Below are 16,062 nucleotides of genomic sequence, written 5' to 3' on the forward strand. Positions count from 1 at the left end.
ATGGCATGGGAGTCGCTCATGCATGAGCGACTCTCATGCCTTGGTCACGGTCACCCTGAGGTGCTTCATGATCGGCTGGTCGCTCTGCGTGCTGTAGTCGCCGATCGCGCAGAGCACGTTCAGCTCCGGCATGTACCCGGCCGCGCAGCCGCGCGGGATGTCGTACGGGACGGCCAGGTAGCCGGTCACCGAGCGGGTGCTGCCGTCCCGGGCGGTGCTGGTGACGTCCACCCGGTCGAACTCGGAGATGCCGCGCTCGCGCATGTCGTCCTTGTTCAGGAAGACCAGGGTGCGCAGGTTCCTGATGCCCCGGTAGCGGTCGTCGTCCGAGTAGATGGTGGTGTTCCACTGGTCGTGCGAGCGCATCGTGCCGAGCGCCAGGGTGCCCGGCTCGGGGACGACGTCGGGCAGCGGGGCGGTGGAGAACTCGGCCTTCCCGGAGTCGGTCAGGAAGACCAGTTCGCGGGCCGGCTGCTTGATCCGGAAGCCCAGCGGCAGCCGCACCCGCCGGTTGAAGTCCTCGAAGCCGTCCAGGACCCGGGCCATGGTGTCGCGGATCCGGTCGTAGTCCTCGATGTACCACTCCCAGGGGGTGGGGCTGTCCGGCAGCGCCGCGCGGGCCATCCCGGCGATGATCGCGGGTTCGGAGAGCAGGTGTGACGAGGCGGGTTTCTTCATGCCGGTGGAGAGGTGAACCATGCTCATGGAGTCCTCGACCGAGGTGGACTGCACCCCGGCGCGCTGGTGGTCCTTCTCGGTGCGGCCCAGGCACGGCAGGATCAGCGCCGCGCGGCCGTGCACCAGGTGGCTGCGGTTGAGCTTGGTGCTCACCTGGACGGTCAGCTCGCAGGCACGCAGGGCCTCGTAGGTGTAGGGCGAGTCCGGGGCGGCCAGCGCGAAGTTGCCGCCCATGCCGACGAAGACGGTGACCTCGCCGCGCCGCATCGCCTCGATGGTGCCGACGGTGTCCAGCCCGTGCGCGCGCGGCGGCTCGATCCCGCACACCTCGGCGAGCCGGTCCAGGAACTCCGCGGCGGGCCGGTGGTCGATGCCGCAGGTGCGGTTGCCCTGGACGTTGCTGTGCCCGCGCACGGGGGAGGGGCCGGCGCCCTCCCGGCCCAGGTTGCCGCGCAGCAGCAGGAGGTTGACGATCTCCCGGACGGTGTCCACGCCGTGCTCGTGCTGCGTGACGCCCAGGCACCAGCTGAAGATCGAGCGGTCGGCGTCGCGGTAGATCCGCGCGGCCTTGAGGATGTCCGCCCGGTCGAGGCCGCTCTGGCGCTCGATCTCCGCCCACGGGGTGGCCGCGCAGACGTCCCGGTAGGCCTCGAACCCGGTGGTGTGGCGGTCGACGAACAGCCGGTCCAGCGCCCCGTCGTCGGTCGCGGACTGCTCCAGGACGGCCTTCGCCATGCCGCGCAGCAGCGCCATGTCGCCGCCGATCCTCGGCTGGAGGTTCAGCGTGCTGGTGCGGGTGGACTTCGCCAGCGCCATGTCGGTGAAGTCGTGCGGGATGATCGTCCGGGTCGCCGCCGCCTCGACCAGCGGGTTGACGTGCACGATCTGCGCGCCGCGCCGGTACGCCTCGGCGAGCGAGGTGAGCATCCGGGGCGCGTTGGAGGCCGCGTTGACGCCCAGGATGAACAGCGCGTCGGTGACCTCCCAGTCCTTGAGGTCGACCGTGCCCTTGCCGGTGCCGAGCGAGGCCTGCAGGGCCCGGCCGCTCGCCTCGTGGCACATGTTGGAGCAGTCGGGCAGGTTGTTGGTGCCCAGCTCGCGGGCCATCAGCTGGTAGAGGAAGGTCGCCTCGTTGCCGAGCCGGCCGGAGGTGTAGAACGCGGCCCGGTTCGGGTCGTCCAGTCCGCGCAGCGTCCGGCCGACCAGCGCGAAGGCGTCCTTCCAGGAGATCGGCACGTAGTGGTCGGTGGCGGCGTCGTAGACCATCGGCTCGGTGAGCCGGCCCTGGTCCTCCAGCGCGAAGTCGCTCCAGTCGGACAGCTCGGTCACCGAGTGGGCGGCGAAGAACTCGCGGCCGACCCGCTTGCGGGTCATCTCCCAGGTGACGTGCTTGATGCCGTTCTCGCAGATGTCCAGGTGCAGGCCCTTGGTGTCGTCGGGCCAGGCGCAGCCGGGGCAGTCGAAGCCGCCGTCCTCGTGGTTCATCCGCATGACCGCCCGCGGCCCGTCCAGGTACGCGCCCTCGCGGGCCAGGAAGCGGGTCACGCTCTTGGCCGCGCCCCAGCCCGCGGCGGGGTGGTGGTACGGCCGGAACCGCGGCGCCCCGGCGGGGGAGGGGCCGACCTCCGGTTCGCGCCCGGGCCCGTCGGCCGGGGCGGGCGTGGGGGTGCCGGTGGCGGTCGGTTCGGCGTCGGTGGGGGTCGCGGCGTCGTCGGAGGTGGTCACGGGGCTCGCCTTCCGTCGCCCGGGGCGGGGCTCGGCGGGGAGTACGGAGCCCGGCGGACACCCGGCGTTGGGTCGAGGCTACGTCCGCCGGTCGGGCCCCGCCCGTCGAGCTGCCCGCGCGTCGAGGTGCCCGCCCGTCGAGGTGCCCGCCCGTCCGGCGGCCCGGAGCCGGGCGGGCCCTGCCGCGGCGGCCCGGGCGTGGCTACCCCACCGGAAGGCCGCCGAGGGCGGCGGCGAGGTCGGTGCGCCGGGCGACCTCCAGCAGCGCGCGGGCCATCACCGAGCCCGGCTCCCGGGCGGCGGTCACCAGCCCGATCGGGGCGCTGTGCGCCGGCTCCACCAGCGGTACGGCCCGCATCCCGCGCGGGACCCCGAACACGTGCAGCCACGCGTACGGCACGATGCTCGCCCAGTGCCCGGTCCGCACGTGGGCGAAGAGCGAGGCCACCGAATCCGTCTCGACCCTCGGCGTCGGCGCCAGCCCGAGACCCGCGAACACCTCGTCCAGCACCCGCCGGCCCTGCATGCCCGCGTGCAGCAGGCACAGCGGCAGCCGGGACGCCTCCGCCCAGGTCGCCCCCGGGTGGCGGGCCGGCTCGTCGGCGAGGCTGGTCAGCAGGACGTACCGCTCCTCGTACAGCGGAAACGTGCGCAGGTCGCCGGCGTCCGGCCCGGGCAGGTAGGTGATGCCCGCGTCGATCTCGAAGTTCCGCACCTGACGCAGGAGTTCCTCGAAGCGCAGGTTGGTGGACAGCTCCACGGTGACCAACGGGTGCGCGGCGCACAGCGGCCCGGTGAGCAGTGGCACCGCGCCCGAGGCGGTCGGCACCGAGCCGATCCGCAGCCGTCCGCTCAGACCGGTCCGCAGCGCGTCCACCTCGTCCCGCAGGGCGTCCCGGTCGGCCAGGATGCGCTGCGCCCACCGCACGATCCGCTCACCCTCGGGCGTCAGGCCCTCGTAGGCGCGGCCGCGCCGGACCAGCAGCACCTTCAGCTCGTCCTCCAGCTTGCGGACGGCCTCCGAGAGGGCGGGCTGGGAGACGTGGCAGACCTGGGCGGCGCGGGCGAAGTGGCGTTCCCGGGCGAGGGCGACGAGGTATTCGAGCTGGCGGAACTGCATCTACTCGGTCCGTCGGGCGGGAGTGGGGGAGGGGGCGGGGGCGGGGGCGTCCAGGGTGGGCGCGGCCCGGTCGGCCGTCTCCCGGCCGGCCGGTTCCGTGTCGATGCGGTCGGTGCGGGTGTAGACGTTCATCGAGTCGCCGCGCAGGAATCCGACCAGGGTCAGGCCGGTCTCCTCGGCCAGGTCCACCGCCAGCGACGAGGGTGCGGAGACCGCCGCGAGCACCGGGACGCCCGCCATCACGGCCTTCTGGACCAGCTCGAAGGAGGCCCGGCCGCTGACCATCAGCACCGTGCCGCGGGCCGGCAACAGGCCCTCGCGCAGGGCGTGGCCGACCACCTTGTCCACGGCGTTGTGCCGGCCGACGTCCTCGCGCAGGCAGAGCAGCCGGCCGTCCGCGTCGAACAGGCCCGCGGCGTGCAGGCCGCCGGTGCTGTCGAAGACCTTCTGGGCGGCACGCAGCCGGTCGGGCAGGGCGGACAGCAGTCCGGGGGTGACGCGCAGCCCGTCCTCGGCGACGCTCCAGGGCGCGGTGGTGCGCACCGCGTCCAGGCTGGCCTTGCCGCACAGGCCGCAGGAGGAGGTGGTGTAGAAGTTGCGCTCCAGCGAGGCGTCCGGCGCGGGCACACCGGGGGCGAGGACGACGTCGACGACGTTGTAGGTGTTGCCGCCGTCGGCGGTGGCGCCCGCGCAGTAGCGGATGCCCGCCACCTGGTGGGCGGCGTGCAGCACGCCCTCGCTGACCAGGAAGCCGGCCGCCAGGTCGAAGTCGTTGCCCGGGGTGCGCATGGTCACCGTCAGCGGGCGTCCGCCGACCCGGATCTCCATCGGCTCCTCCGCGGCCAGGGTGTCGGGGCGGTACGAGGGCGTGCCCTGGCGCAGGCGCAGCACTCTGCGTGGAACGGTCACTCGGCCCATGGTGGTCGGCTCCTCGGCGGGATCGTGGCGGACTGCGGACTGCGGACTGCGGACTGCGGACTGCGGACTGCGGACTGCGGACTGCGGTGTGCGGACCGCGGTGCGCGCCGTGTCGTGGACGACGTCGTCTATGGCGTCGTCTACGGCGTCGTCGCGGACTCTACGGATGAATCCTCGCTCGTCCGGTGGCCGGGTGCGCCGCGCGGTCCGGTTCGGGCAGGTGACGGCGGCTGTGCGCGGCCGTGACGCCCAGGCAGCACAGGCCCACCGCGGCCATGCCGGTGAGCAGCACCGGGTAGGAGGCGTGGCCGGCCGTGCCGGCGAGCAGCAGCGGGGTGAGGAAGCCGGTGGAGGTGGTGCTCTGGTAGAGCGAGGCGGCGCTCGGGCCGGTGGTGGTGCTCGGGCCGGTACGGGTGTTCGGGCCGGTGGTGGTGCGGGCGGGGCCGGTGGGCGTGCGGGTCAGCCGTTCCACCTCGTGCAGGCCCGCGCCGAGCGTCAGCCCGTACCCGGTGCCGAGGACGAGGGCGGCCGCGACCACCAGGGCCACCGAGTCCCGCTCGGCGGCGAGGGCGCCGACCAGCAGCCCGGCGATCACGGTGGCCATCGCGGTGAGGGTGGCCCGGGCGCTGTCGCGGTCGTCCAGCCGGGCCGCGAAGGGCTGGGCGAGCACGCCCATGGCCAGGGTCAGTGCCGCCACCAGGCCGCCGAACAGCGGCGCGAAGCCGGGCACCCGGTCGGCGACCAGCGGGGGCAGGACGACGTACGCCACGGTCGCGGAGCCCAGGACGGCGGGGCTGGCGGGCAGCACGACGTAGCGGAAGCGGGGGTGCCGGACGGCCGCGCGGTGCTCCTCGCCCTGGCCGGCCGGCACCCCGTGGCCCCGCCCGCCCGGCATCCCGTCGCGTACCCCGTCGCGCGCTCCCTCGCGCCGCCCCGCGGCGTGCTCGGGGCGGGGGCCCGGAGCGGTCTCCGCGAGGTGCCGGGTGGCCCGGAGGACCAGCAGGCAGCACAGGGCGTGGGCGAGCGCGGGCAGGGTCGTCGGGCCCGGCAGCCACTCGGCGAGCACCCCCGAGGCCAGTGCGCCCGCCGAGAACCCGACCCCGGTGGCGTACATCGCGCGGCGGGCCGAGGCCGCGGGCGGTACGGACGGTCCGGACAGCTCCCGGAGCCAGGTCGCCCCGGCCAGGAAGACCAGTCCGGCGGCGAACCCGGTGGCCAGCCGGGCGGCGTACACGGCCGGCTGGTCCGGTACGGCCAGGACGGCGCTCGCGGCGGCGGACAGCACCAGCGCGCCGCGCACCACCCGCCGACGGCCGTACCGGTCGGCGGCGGGGCGGCCCACCAGCAGGCCGGGGACCAGCCCGACCAGGTAGACGGAGAACATCGCCGCCAGCGACAGCGCCGACCAGTCGGTGCGCGCCCGGTAGACGGTGGCCAGGGCGGTGAACTGGTTCGCCCCCCAGGCGGCGACGGCCACGGCGGCCGCCGCCGGAAGCCAAGGGGTGGCCGGGGGTGCCCCGGGGGAATTCCCCACGCCCGCGGTGCCGGAACGCGTGCGTGGGAATTCCCCGTCGTCGATTCCGTGGGAGGTGGCCTCGCCGCCGGGATTCTTGTCGCCGCCGGCCGGGCCGTCGATGGTGCTCATGTGCTGCTCGGCCCCTGTTCAGGGTTGCCCGGATCTCTCCCCACCAGTGTGTTGTCCGAGGCCGCGGCGCGTCAAAGAGGCCATTCCTGTGACGTGATAGGCGGCGCCTTTCGACGCTCCTGAAATGGCGAAGGGAACGGCTGGGGAAAGGGCTGGGGAAAGGGCTGGGGAATGGCGGATGGAGTGGCTGTGGAATGCCGGAACGAAGGGTGGACCGGATTTCCCGGAAGAGCGATCGGGATCGGGAATTCCGGCCTAGTCCGTCGTCCGCCCCACCGACAGCACGACCGCGCTGGTCGCGCCGCCCGGCGTCTCGTAGTCCACCCTCTCCCCGGCGTGGCGCCCGAGCAGCGCCTTCCCGAGCGGGCTGTCCGCGGTCACCAGGGTCAGTTCGCGCTCCTCGGCGAGCTCCGCGATCTCGACGGTCTCCTCCTCGCCGTCCGCGAACCGCACCGTGACGGTGGACCCCACTCCCACCACCTCCGTCGACGGCGCCCCGGCGACGGACGCCTCCCGCAGCCGTCCCTCCAGCTCGGCGATCCGCCGGTCCAGCCGGGTCACCTCGGACGCCCGCTGCAACTCGTCCGCCGCGTCCGCGCGGTCCCCCACCGGCTCCACCCCGCGCAGCGTCGCGGCCACCTCCCCCCGATCCGCGCGCAGCTGCGCCAGTTCCTCCTGCACCGCGCGCAGGCCCTCGGCACTGATGGGTTCGGGACCGCCGGTCATGCCTGCTCCCGGGTTGCTCGTCGAACACGTGAACCGTCGAACACGTGGACACCGGACGCTCCCATTACCCCACCGCCCCGGACCCCGGGCAACTCCTCCCGCCGTCGCCGACGTTGCCGCCGCCGCCTTCGCCGCCTTCGCCGCCTTCGCCGCCTTCGTCAGCCGAGGAGGACGTCGGCCCGTCCGTGCTCGGCCGGCTGCCGCGGCACGACCGGGTCGAGGAATCCGCTCGGCGCTCCGTGCCACGAGACGGAGAGCGCCTCGCGCGCCCGGGTGCAGGCCACGAAGAGCAGGTTCAGCTCGCCGTTGAGGTCCTCCTGGTGCTGCTGCGGGTCGACGTCCACCGGGGTGATCGCGGTGCGCATGGGCACCACGCCGTCGCTCACGCCCGCGACGGCGACGCAGCGGAACTCCAGCCCCTTCATCCGGTGCATGGTCCCGATCCGCACGCCGGGGGCGGGCGCGTTGCCGAGCAGGCAGGCGGGTGTCCCGGCCCGCTCCAGTGCCTGGGCGATGTCGCGGCCGAACTGGACGGTCCGGGCGGCGACGCCGATGTCCTCCGGGCTCACGCCCGAGGCGGTCCACTCCGCGACCCGGGCGACGACCGCCCGGATCTCCTCGGACCTGTCGGCGTGCCCGTGCGTCTCGGGGTGCGCGCCGTGCAGGGTCGAGTGGTAGCCCGCGAGGGACTCCTCCCCGCCGTCCATGTCGTCCGGGCGCTCGCCGGTGAGCAGGGACGCCGACCAGCTGAGGATCTCCTGCGTGGTGCGGTAGTTGATCCGCAGGCGGGAGGACCGCCCGACCACCTGGATGCCGAGCGAGCGCAGCGAGACCTTGTTGCCGTAGATCCGCTGGTGCGGGTCGCCGGCGAGGAACAGGTCGTCCGGCCCGGGCGCGACGAGCGCCCGCAGGAACCGCCACTGCGCGGGGTGCAGGTCCTGGGCCTCGTCGATCACGACGTGCCGGAACGGGCGCTCCCCCCGGTCGTCGAGCGCCCGCGCGGCCTTCGCGCAGACCTGCAGGAACGTCCACTCCCCGGCCTGCCGCAGCTCCTCCTCGAACGCCGCCACCGCGCGCCACAGTTGGGCCTTCTTCAGCGGGCCGAGCGCGGTGCCCCGGCCGGAGCGCGACGCCCGCAGGTACTGCTCCGGGCCCTCGATCGCCTGGGCCAGGACGACCTGGCGCCACTCCTGGTCGAGGAAGACGTCGGTGAAGTCGACCCCGAGCCGGCGGGCGACCCGACCCCAACGGGCCAGGACGGCACGCTGGTTGAAGAGGATCTTCAGCGGAGCGCCGCCGCGCGAACGGCGCAGGACCTCGTTGGCCAGCGCGTCCACGGTGACCACCCGGACCTTCGCCCGGATCCGCTCGTCCGTGACGAGCAGGGCCAGGCAGCGCTCCAGCTCCGCCGCCAGGTCCTTGGTGTAGGTGGTGAGCAGCACCGAGCCGTCGGGGGCGTCCGGCGGCAGCCGGCGCGCCAGGTGGTACGTCCGGTGCAGGGCCACCACGGTCTTGCCGGTCCCCGGGCCGCCGGTGACGCGGGCCGGTCCGTTGTACGACTCCCGGTGGGCGATCCGGTACTGGGCCGGGTGCAGGAAGATCCGCCAGGCGTCGAACGGGCGCTCCAGGATCTCCGCCAGCTCCTCGGGGCAGGACACCAGGGCGACCCGGCCGCGTGCGCGGGCCATCGCCGAGACCAGCCCGTCCGCGGGCTGCGCGGCGCTCACCGGCGCCGCCGCCCGCGCGTACGCCTGGACGATCTCGCGGTCGATCTCGGCCGGCTCCATGCCGCTGGCCAGGCCGATCAGGACGTCGAACTGCTGCTCCGGCAGCACCCGGTGGAGCGCTTCGAGGTGGGCTTCGTCAGGCAGCAGCCGGATGATCGGCAGGATCTCCTCGTCGATGCCCAGGCTGCGCAGGACCTTGTCGGACCGGTCGGCGAACAGCCGCCGGGGCTCGTCGGACGCCCGCGTCCGCAGCGACTCGGTCGCCCGTTCCAGCGCGACGTCGTTGCGTATCTCGACGCCCTGCGTCGCGGCGTTGACCGAGGCCCGGTGCTTGGACGCCCAGTCGTTCGCCTTGTCGTGCGGGAGGACCTTCAGCAGCAGGTAGCCGTCACCCCGGTCGGCCTTGAGGACGACGCCGCGCCAGAAGTCGGTGATCCGGATGGTCCGGATCCGGGCGTCCCGCTGGTGCGTCAGCTTCTCCAGGTGCGCGCCGGCGTGCGTGGCCCCGGTGAACTTCTCGAAGGTCTCGAAGACCCTCCGCTGCACCGACTTCTCCAGGCCCGCGAACTCCATCAGGAAGTCCCGGTGCATCCCCAGCGTCGCCACCCAGGCCCCCTCGTGCATCCGTCCGCTCGCGCAGTGCGATCACTGTACTGGCCCCGGTGATCACTCCGGGCGCGAACGGACGACGGGCGCACGCGCCCTCCCGGGACCGGTCGGCGGCCCACCGGCGCGGGCTGCCGACCGGTCCCGCGGGTGGGCCCCGGGTGGGCCCGCGGGTCGGCTGCGAGTGGGTGCGGCCGCGGGTCCGGAGGGTGGCGGTGATCACCTTTGCGGACGGGGCGGCGGGGGAAAGCGCAGGTCGGCGGGGCGGGGGAGACGGGGGAGGGTGGGACCGGCCGTTGGGGCGCGGGCGGGCGAAGCTACCATGTGGGCAACACCCTCAGCTCGAAAGATGGACTTGTGACTGTCAACGACGACGTGTTCACGGACTGGAAGAACCGCGAGGAGATCGCGGAGTCGATGATCCCGATCATCGGGCGGCTGCACCGGGAGCGGGACGTCACCGTCCTGTGCCACAGCCGTTCCCTGGTGAACAAGTCGGTGGTCAGCATCCTCAAGACGCACCGCTTCGCCCGGCAGATAGCCGGCGAGGAGCTCTCGGTCACCGAGACGATGCCGTTCCTGAGCGCGCTCACCGCCCTGGACCTCGGCCCCTCGCAGATCGACATCGGCATGCTGGCCGCCACGTACAAGGCGGACGACCGCGGACTGTCGGTGGAGGAGTTCACCGCCCAGGCCGTCGCGGGTGCCACCGGTGAGAACAAGCTGGAGCGCCGTTCCGCCCAGGACGTCGTGCTGTACGGGTTCGGCCGCATCGGCCGGCTGGTGGCGCGGCTGCTGATCGAGAAGGCCTCGGCCAACGGTCTGCGGCTGAAGGCCATCGTCGTGCGCAACGGCGGCGGCGACGACCTGGTCAAGCGCGCCTCGCTGCTGCGCCGTGACTCCATCCACGGCCAGTTCCAGGGCACCATCACCGTCGACGAGGCGAACAACAAGATCGTCGTCAACGGCAACGAGATCACGGTGATCTACTCCGACGACCCGACCAAGGTCGACTACACGGAGTACGGGATCAAGGACGCGATCCTGATCGACAACACCGGCAAGTGGCGTGACCGCGAGGGCCTGTCCAAGCACCTGCGCCCCGGCATCGCCAAGGTCGTGCTGACCGCCCCGGGCAAGGGCGACGTCCCGAACATCGTGCACGGCGTCAACCACGACATGATCAAGCCGGACGAGCAGATCATCTCCTGCGCCTCCTGCACCACCAACGCCATCGTCCCGCCGCTGAAGGCGATGGAGGACGAGTACGGCGTGGTCCGCGGCCACGTGGAGACCGTCCACTCGTTCACCAACGACCAGAACCTGCTGGACAACTACCACAAGGCCGACCGTCGCGGCCGCTCGGCGCCGCTGAACATGGTCATCACCGAGACCGGTGCCGCCTCGGCCGTCGCCAAGGCCCTGCCGGACCTCAAGGCGAGGATCACCGGCAGCTCGATCCGCGTGCCCGTGCCGGACGTCTCCATCGCGATCCTCAACCTGCAGCTCAAGCGGGAGACCAACCGCGAGGACGTCCTGGAGTACCTGCGCAACGTCTCGCTGACCTCGCCGCTGAAGCGCCAGATCGACTTCATCGACTCGCCCGACGCGGTCTCCAGCGACTTCATCGGCTCGCGCCACGCCTCGATCGTGGACGCCGGCGCGACCAAGGTCGAGGGCGACAACGCGATCCTGTACCTGTGGTACGACAACGAGTTCGGCTACTCGTGCCAGGTCGTCCGGGTCGTGCAGTACATCTCGGGTGTCGAGTACCCGACCTACCCGGCTCCGGCGGTCTGATCCGTCGAAGGGCTCAGGCGGCGGGGCGGTGACCATGGCGGTCGCCGCCCCGTCGGCGTTCCGGGGCTTCCGGGGCTTCCGGGGTGTTCCGGGGTGTTCCGGGGCTTCCGGGGACGTCCCGGGGCGGTAGCGTGCGGGGCGGGCCGGGGTGTCGGGCCCAGCGCTTCGGGCTCCGGGCTCAAGGCGTAGGGCTTCGGGCGGCGGGAGGGGTGGGGCGGATGGCGGAGGGGTGGCCGACGGTCGAGCTGGACCCGGTGCGACGGCTGCGGGTGATGGCGGCCGCCGGGTCCGGGCGTCCGCTGTTCGCCGAGCGGCGGCTCGCGGCCGGCTTCGAGGAGGTGTGGTCGGTCGCCGGTGACCTGTCCGGTGAACTGCCCGGGCTGATCAGCGGGTTGCGGTCCTTCGAGGTCAGGGACCGGGACGACGGCTCGGGCAGGTCGGAGGGGCTCGCGGTGAGCGTCCTCGGGCACCGGGAGCGGTTCGAGATCGTGCTGCGCAGCGGCTGGTGCCTGATGCGGAGCCGGGTGCTGCTCGGCGGGATGGCCGCCGTGCCGGACGGCGAGGGGACGCGCTTCGCCCTGCTCGCCGCGCTGCGGGTGCCCGGTGCGGGCCCCGCGCAGCGCTTCTTCGGCGGGCTCGTCGACCGGCGCGGCGAGGTGCTGCTGGACCGGTTGGAACGGCGGATCGGATCAGCGGCGGACCGGCGCGGCGAATAGCCGGCGGACGGCGGCGGCGACCTCCTCGGGCCGCTCGTGCGGCAGGAAGTGTCCGCAGCCGGGCAGGACTTCGGCCGTCAGGCGGTCGGCCGGGGCGCCCGCGGTGGAGAGCAGCGCCGGGTGGATCACCGGGTCCAGCGCGCCGCCGAGCAGGTGGGTGGGGACGGTCAGCCGACGGTGCCGGAACCGGCCGAGGGCCAGCCGCGGGATGTCCCGGACGACGAAGCCCCAGTGCAGCCGCTCGGCGGCGTAGGCGGCCTCGGGCGTGCTGCCCGCGGTCACGTACGAGGCCAACTCCTCGGCGGGCCAGGGGGTTTCGGTGGACGGTACACCGCGGCGCAGCAACTGGGCGAGCAGGCCCGGGTAGCGCCGGACGACCCGGCGGCCGACGCCCGGGTACTCCAACAGCGCGGTGTACCAGAACCGCCAGGCCGTACCGAGCAGGGCGCGTTGCCTCGGCCACGGGTGGGTCATGTTGAGTGCGAGCAGGCCGGTGAACCGCTCGGGTGCGCGCAGCGCCAGCTCGAAGCCCGTCCAGGCGCCCCAGTCGTGGCCGACCAGACCGACCCGGTCGAGGCCGAGCCGGTCGAGGGCGGCGAGGACGAGGCGGGCCCGGTCCTCGGTCGTGTAGCCGCTGCCGCGGGGGGCCTGCGACCAGCCGAAGCCGGGCAGGTCGAGGCAGAGCAGGCGGAACTCGCCGCTGAGGAGCGGGAGGAGGTGGCGCCAGGCGTACCAGTGCTGGGGGAAGCCGTGCAGGAGGAGGAGCGGGGTGGGGCGGGCGGTGCCGGTGCCGGTGCCGGTGTCGGCGCCGCGGCCGACCCCGGGACCGGTTTCGGCGAGGTGGAGGCGGATGCCGTCGGCGTCGAGGTCGTGGTGGCGCACTCCGGGCACGGCGGGCAGGGCGGGCGCGGCCGGTCGGGCGGGCAGGGGGTGGGTCATCGGGGTCTCCCTCCTGGGGGTGGTCTCAGGAGGGGAGAGGGCGGAGGAGCGCGTCGCAATCCCCGGGATCCCGGATTCTCTCCGGGTTCAGCGGGATTCGGCGTCCCATGCGGCGCGGAAGCCGTGGCGGGCGCGGAAGAGTCGTGAACGGACGGTGCCCAGCGGGAGTTCGAGGATCTCGGAGACGGACTTCTCGTCCAGGCCCTCGACGTGACGCAGGGTCAGGACGGCGCGGTGGTCGGGCGGGAGTCGTTCCAGGACGTCCCGGATGTCGGTGGCCAACTCCGGGTCGTGGACGTCGGGTCGGTCGGGGTCGGCTTCGGGGCGGGGGGAGCGACGGGTGGCGAAGCGCACGGCCTCGCGGGCGGCGATGGCCCGGGCCCAGCCGAACAGGGCTTCCGGCTCGCGCAGTTGGCGCAGGTTCCGGACGATCGCGATCATCGCCTCCTGGGCGGCGTCCGGCGCGTCCTGCAGGGCGATCGGGGCGCAGACCCGGCCCACGTACGGCATGAGCAGGCTCAGCAGCTCGTCGAGTGCGAGGGCGTCGCCCTGCTGGGCGGCCCGGACCAGTGGGATGAGGTCCGGTGGCCGACTGTCCGCACCTGTCATGTCGTCCCCCCGTCGGTGGTCGTCGCCCCGGGGGGACGGTACTGGATGGGCGGGTGGGGCGTGGCGGCGGGCGCGGGTGGTCGGGCGAGGCCGGGGTCGGGTGGAGGTGAGGGCGGGGGTGAGGGAGGGCACCGGGCGCGGGGGCCGGAGGTGGGGGTGGCAGTGGGTGGCGGCGGACCTGCGGCTATGTTGAGTGGTCACTGACAGCCGGAGGGAGCGGGCGATGGGGATGGGTGGTCGGCGGAAGGCCGCCGCGGTGGCGGCGGGCGTGCTGATGGCGGTGCTGGCCGGGTGCTCGTCCGGGGGCTCGAAGAGCGCCGCGGGTACGGCGTCGGGGGCGGCCCCGGGAGCGGCCTCGGGAGCGCCGAGCGCGGCTGCGGCGAGTACGGCCGCCGGTAGCGCCGGGGCCTCCGCGCCCGGGACGGCGGCCGCGTCCCCGGCCGGGTCCGGGGCGGCCTCGGCACCCGCGCCCGCCGCCCCCGTCGCGGCGCCCACCGCGGACCTGGAGGCGGCGCTGCTGGACGACAAGCTGGTCGCCCAGGTGCTGCCGGACGCCAAGGTCATGACCGGGTGGGAGGAGGAGAAGCGCAAGGTCGACACGGCCGACCACACCGTCACCTGCACCGCCGCCACCTCCTGCGCGGGCAAGCCGCTCAGCGCGTCGGTCCGCTACTCCTCGGGCGACGTGGTCACCCGCTTCATCGTGGAGACCCTGCCCAGCCGGGACGCGGCCAAGAAGCGGCTGGCGGAGACCTACGCCTCGTACGCCGCCGGACCGTTCAAGAAGATCGACACCCCGGCGCTGGGCAGTGAGAGCCAGGCCTTCCAGGGGCCGTTGGCCGAGGGTGAGGGTGTCGGGATCGTGACGCGCTCGGGCACCGTGGTGGCGAGCGTGACCACCGAGGGCGGTCCGGTGGACGTGGCCGCGACGCGCCGGTTCGCGGTGATGCTCGTCCAGCGGGTCGAGCAGGCGCAGGCGGGCAAGACGCCGGACGCCGGGCTCGGTTTGCGCTGAGGACCGGGCTCGGGCGCCGGATGGGCTGAGGACCGGCCTCGGGCGCCGGGCGGGCGGACGGCGGTGGGGCGGACGGCGGTGGGGCGGACGGCGGTGGGGCGGACGGCGATGGGGCGGACGCCCCGCCCGTCAGGGGTGGCTCGGCTCGTGCGGGCCGGGCGCGAACCAGCCGTCCACCGCGCAGTGGGCCACCCGCCAGCCCGGCAGCGGACCGTCCGGGCCGGTCAGCCCGGCGCAGGCGTCGGCCAGGGCGGCCTCGGCGGTGAACAGGTGGTCGGCGAGAGTGAAGACCACCCCGTCCACGGTGCCGGGGCCGACCAGGATCCGGGCGTGTTCGAGCCGGACCGGGCCGCGCAGCCCGCGCTCCAGCCCGTCCCGTACGGCCTCGGGGGCGGGTTGGGCCGGCGGTGCCGGTCGGGCCGGTCGAGTCGGCGGGGCCGGTCGGGCCGGACGGGTGGGCGGGGCCGGCCGGGGCGGTCGGGTCGGCTGGTGCGCGCTCCGGGCATCGTCGGGAGCGCGCAGGTGGAAGCGGATGGCGTGCACGGTTCCCAGACTGACGGATCGTCGGCCCGCGCAGGGCCGCGGACGGTGGCAGATCGCTGTCAGGCAGCAAGATGTCACCCCCCGCACCTCTCCGTGCCGGTGCCCCTCGCGTCGCTGACCGGGGAGGGCGCTGGGCTGGGCAAACGGATGTCAGTCGAGCGTGATATGTACTCATCTCGGGTGGCCGTGGTGCGGCCATGCGAAAGATGCCGATGACGTTCGAGGGGGCCGACACATGCCGCTGTTCCGACGCCGCCCAGGCGGGGAGGGCGCGCAGGACCGGGCGGGCCGGCGCGGGTTCGGGTTCGGCCGGCGGTCGGCCGGCTCGGCCGGGGCGTCCGGAGCGGTCCGCGGTGCCGAGCCGCGGCTCGACCCGGCCCTCGGGGACGAGGCCGTACGCCTGGTGCTCGGACACGCCGCGGCCGGGGACTGGGCCGCGCTTCGCCCCGCCCTGGCCGCCGTCGAGGACGGCGCCGAACTGACCCACCTCGCCGGGGCGATAGCCGACGTGCCCGGGGTCGAGGAGTGGACGGCCCGGGTCCTCGCCGAGGCCCCGGACGACACGGTGGCGCTGCTGGTGTCCGGTGCCCGGCAGGTCACCTGGGCCTGGGAGGCACGCACCGGCGCCCGGGCCAAGCACGTCGGCGAGGAGCAGTGGAAGCTGTTCCACCAGCGACTGGAGGCGGCCGAGGAGCAGCTGCTGGAGGTGGCCGAGCGCGAGCCGTCCTGGCTCGCCCCCTGGTACTTCCTGCAGATCAGCGCCCGCGGTGCCTCGCTCGGCCGGGAGATCGCCGACTGCCGCTTCGAGGCCGCCGTCCGTCGCGCCCCCGGCCACCCGGGCACGCACCGGCAGCGGTTGCAGCAGCTGTGCGCCAAGTGGGGCGGCTCGCACGAGGAGATGCACGCGTTCGCCCGCTCGGCGATGCTGGCCGAGCCCGAGGGCGGCCACCTCGGCGAGCTGGTGGCGGTCGCGCACCTGGAGCACTGGCTGGACCTCCCGGACGGCGAGGACCACGCCTACCTGACCAGCCCGACCGTCCTGGCCGAGCTGCAGGAGGCCGCCTTCCGTTCCGTACTGCACCCCGACTTCGTCCCGGTGCGCGGCTGGCAGGGCGCCTTCAACACCTTCGCGATGGCCTTCTCGCTCGCCGACCAGCGCAAGACCGCCCGCCTGCTGTTCGACGCGCTGGACGGGGTCGTCACCGAATCGCCCTGGCACTACCTCGCGGGGGATCCGGTCAAGGTCTTCCGGGTCCACCGCGACCGCTGCGCCGTCTCGTGACGCGCACCGTGTC

Annotated in this window: 13 protein-coding genes; 4 read left to right on the forward strand and 9 right to left on the reverse strand. The window is 74.1% G+C overall.

Going from position 1 to position 16,062, the window contains the following annotated elements; translation table 11 throughout:
- Positions 1 to 33: 33 nt before the first annotated feature.
- From ACIRD3_RS00605 to ACIRD3_RS00630, 6 genes are all read right to left on the reverse strand, one after another.
- Positions 34 to 2,403, reverse strand: a complete 2,370-nt coding sequence (locus tag ACIRD3_RS00605; protein ID WP_402209396.1) for an FdhF/YdeP family oxidoreductase — start codon at positions 2,401 to 2,403, stop codon at positions 34 to 36.
- Positions 2,404 to 2,605: 202 nt separating this feature from the next.
- Positions 2,606 to 3,523 carry a LysR family transcriptional regulator gene (locus ACIRD3_RS00610; protein WP_402209399.1) on the reverse strand — a complete coding sequence of 306 codons (918 nt, stop codon included), beginning with the start codon at positions 3,521 to 3,523 and terminating at the stop codon, positions 2,606 to 2,608.
- On the reverse strand, positions 3,524 to 4,441 hold the full coding sequence (fdhD, locus tag ACIRD3_RS00615; RefSeq protein ID WP_402209402.1) for a formate dehydrogenase accessory sulfurtransferase FdhD: 918 nt from the start codon (positions 4,439 to 4,441) through the stop codon (positions 3,524 to 3,526).
- A gap of 160 nt (positions 4,442 to 4,601) precedes the next feature.
- Complete coding sequence (locus ACIRD3_RS00620) at positions 4,602 to 6,086, reverse strand: MFS transporter (protein ID WP_402209404.1); 1,485 nt, start codon at positions 6,084 to 6,086, stop codon at positions 4,602 to 4,604.
- Positions 6,087 to 6,341: 255 nt separating this feature from the next.
- Positions 6,342 to 6,812: a GreA/GreB family elongation factor gene (locus ACIRD3_RS00625; RefSeq protein WP_402209407.1), complete on the reverse strand. Its 471-nt coding sequence runs from the start codon at positions 6,810 to 6,812 to the stop codon at positions 6,342 to 6,344.
- A 158-nt stretch (positions 6,813 to 6,970) separates the two neighbouring features.
- Positions 6,971 to 9,145 (reverse strand): UvrD-helicase domain-containing protein, encoded by a 2,175-nt coding sequence (locus ACIRD3_RS00630; RefSeq protein WP_402209410.1) that lies wholly within the window; start codon positions 9,143 to 9,145, stop codon positions 6,971 to 6,973.
- Between the two features lie 357 nt (positions 9,146 to 9,502).
- Between ACIRD3_RS00630 and ACIRD3_RS00635 the strand changes: the two genes are divergently transcribed.
- Together ACIRD3_RS00635 and ACIRD3_RS00640 are read left to right on the forward strand one after the other, a co-directional pair.
- Positions 9,503 to 10,945 carry a glyceraldehyde-3-phosphate dehydrogenase gene (locus ACIRD3_RS00635; RefSeq protein WP_402209413.1) on the forward strand — a complete coding sequence of 481 codons (1,443 nt, stop codon included), beginning with the start codon at positions 9,503 to 9,505 and terminating at the stop codon, positions 10,943 to 10,945.
- A gap of 218 nt (positions 10,946 to 11,163) precedes the next feature.
- Positions 11,164 to 11,661, forward strand: a complete 498-nt coding sequence (locus ACIRD3_RS00640) for a hypothetical protein (RefSeq protein WP_402209416.1) — start codon at positions 11,164 to 11,166, stop codon at positions 11,659 to 11,661.
- Here the strand turns inward: ACIRD3_RS00640 and ACIRD3_RS00645 are convergent.
- Positions 11,635 to 12,600 (reverse strand): alpha/beta fold hydrolase, encoded by a 966-nt coding sequence (locus tag ACIRD3_RS00645; RefSeq protein ID WP_402209419.1) that lies wholly within the window; start codon positions 12,598 to 12,600, stop codon positions 11,635 to 11,637. The genes ACIRD3_RS00640 and ACIRD3_RS00645 overlap by 27 nt on opposite strands.
- A gap of 87 nt (positions 12,601 to 12,687) precedes the next feature.
- Positions 12,688 to 13,209: an RNA polymerase sigma factor gene (locus ACIRD3_RS00650; RefSeq protein WP_402209422.1), complete on the reverse strand. Its 522-nt coding sequence runs from the start codon at positions 13,207 to 13,209 to the stop codon at positions 12,688 to 12,690.
- Between the two features lie 223 nt (positions 13,210 to 13,432).
- Here ACIRD3_RS00650 and ACIRD3_RS00655 point away from each other — a divergent pair, with 223 nt between their 5' ends.
- The gene (locus ACIRD3_RS00655; RefSeq protein WP_402209425.1) at positions 13,433 to 14,224 is read left to right on the forward strand and encodes a hypothetical protein; all 792 of its coding nucleotides are present in this window, start codon (positions 13,433 to 13,435) and stop codon (positions 14,222 to 14,224) included.
- 129 nt (positions 14,225 to 14,353) lie between these two features.
- Here the strand turns inward: ACIRD3_RS00655 and ACIRD3_RS00660 are convergent, their stop codons facing one another.
- Positions 14,354 to 14,767: a hypothetical protein gene (locus tag ACIRD3_RS00660; protein ID WP_402209427.1), complete on the reverse strand. Its 414-nt coding sequence runs from the start codon at positions 14,765 to 14,767 to the stop codon at positions 14,354 to 14,356.
- Between the two features lie 235 nt (positions 14,768 to 15,002).
- On the opposite strand from ACIRD3_RS00660, the gene ACIRD3_RS00665 reads away from it, so the two are divergent.
- Entirely contained in the window at positions 15,003 to 16,049 is a 1,047-nt protein-coding gene (locus tag ACIRD3_RS00665; RefSeq protein WP_402209430.1) for a hypothetical protein, read from the forward strand.
- Positions 16,050 to 16,062 lie beyond the last annotated feature (13 nt).

It is taken from the genome of Kitasatospora sp. NPDC093550 (genome assembly GCF_044764985.1).
Taxonomy (GTDB): Bacteria; Actinomycetota; Actinomycetes; order Streptomycetales; family Streptomycetaceae; genus Kitasatospora.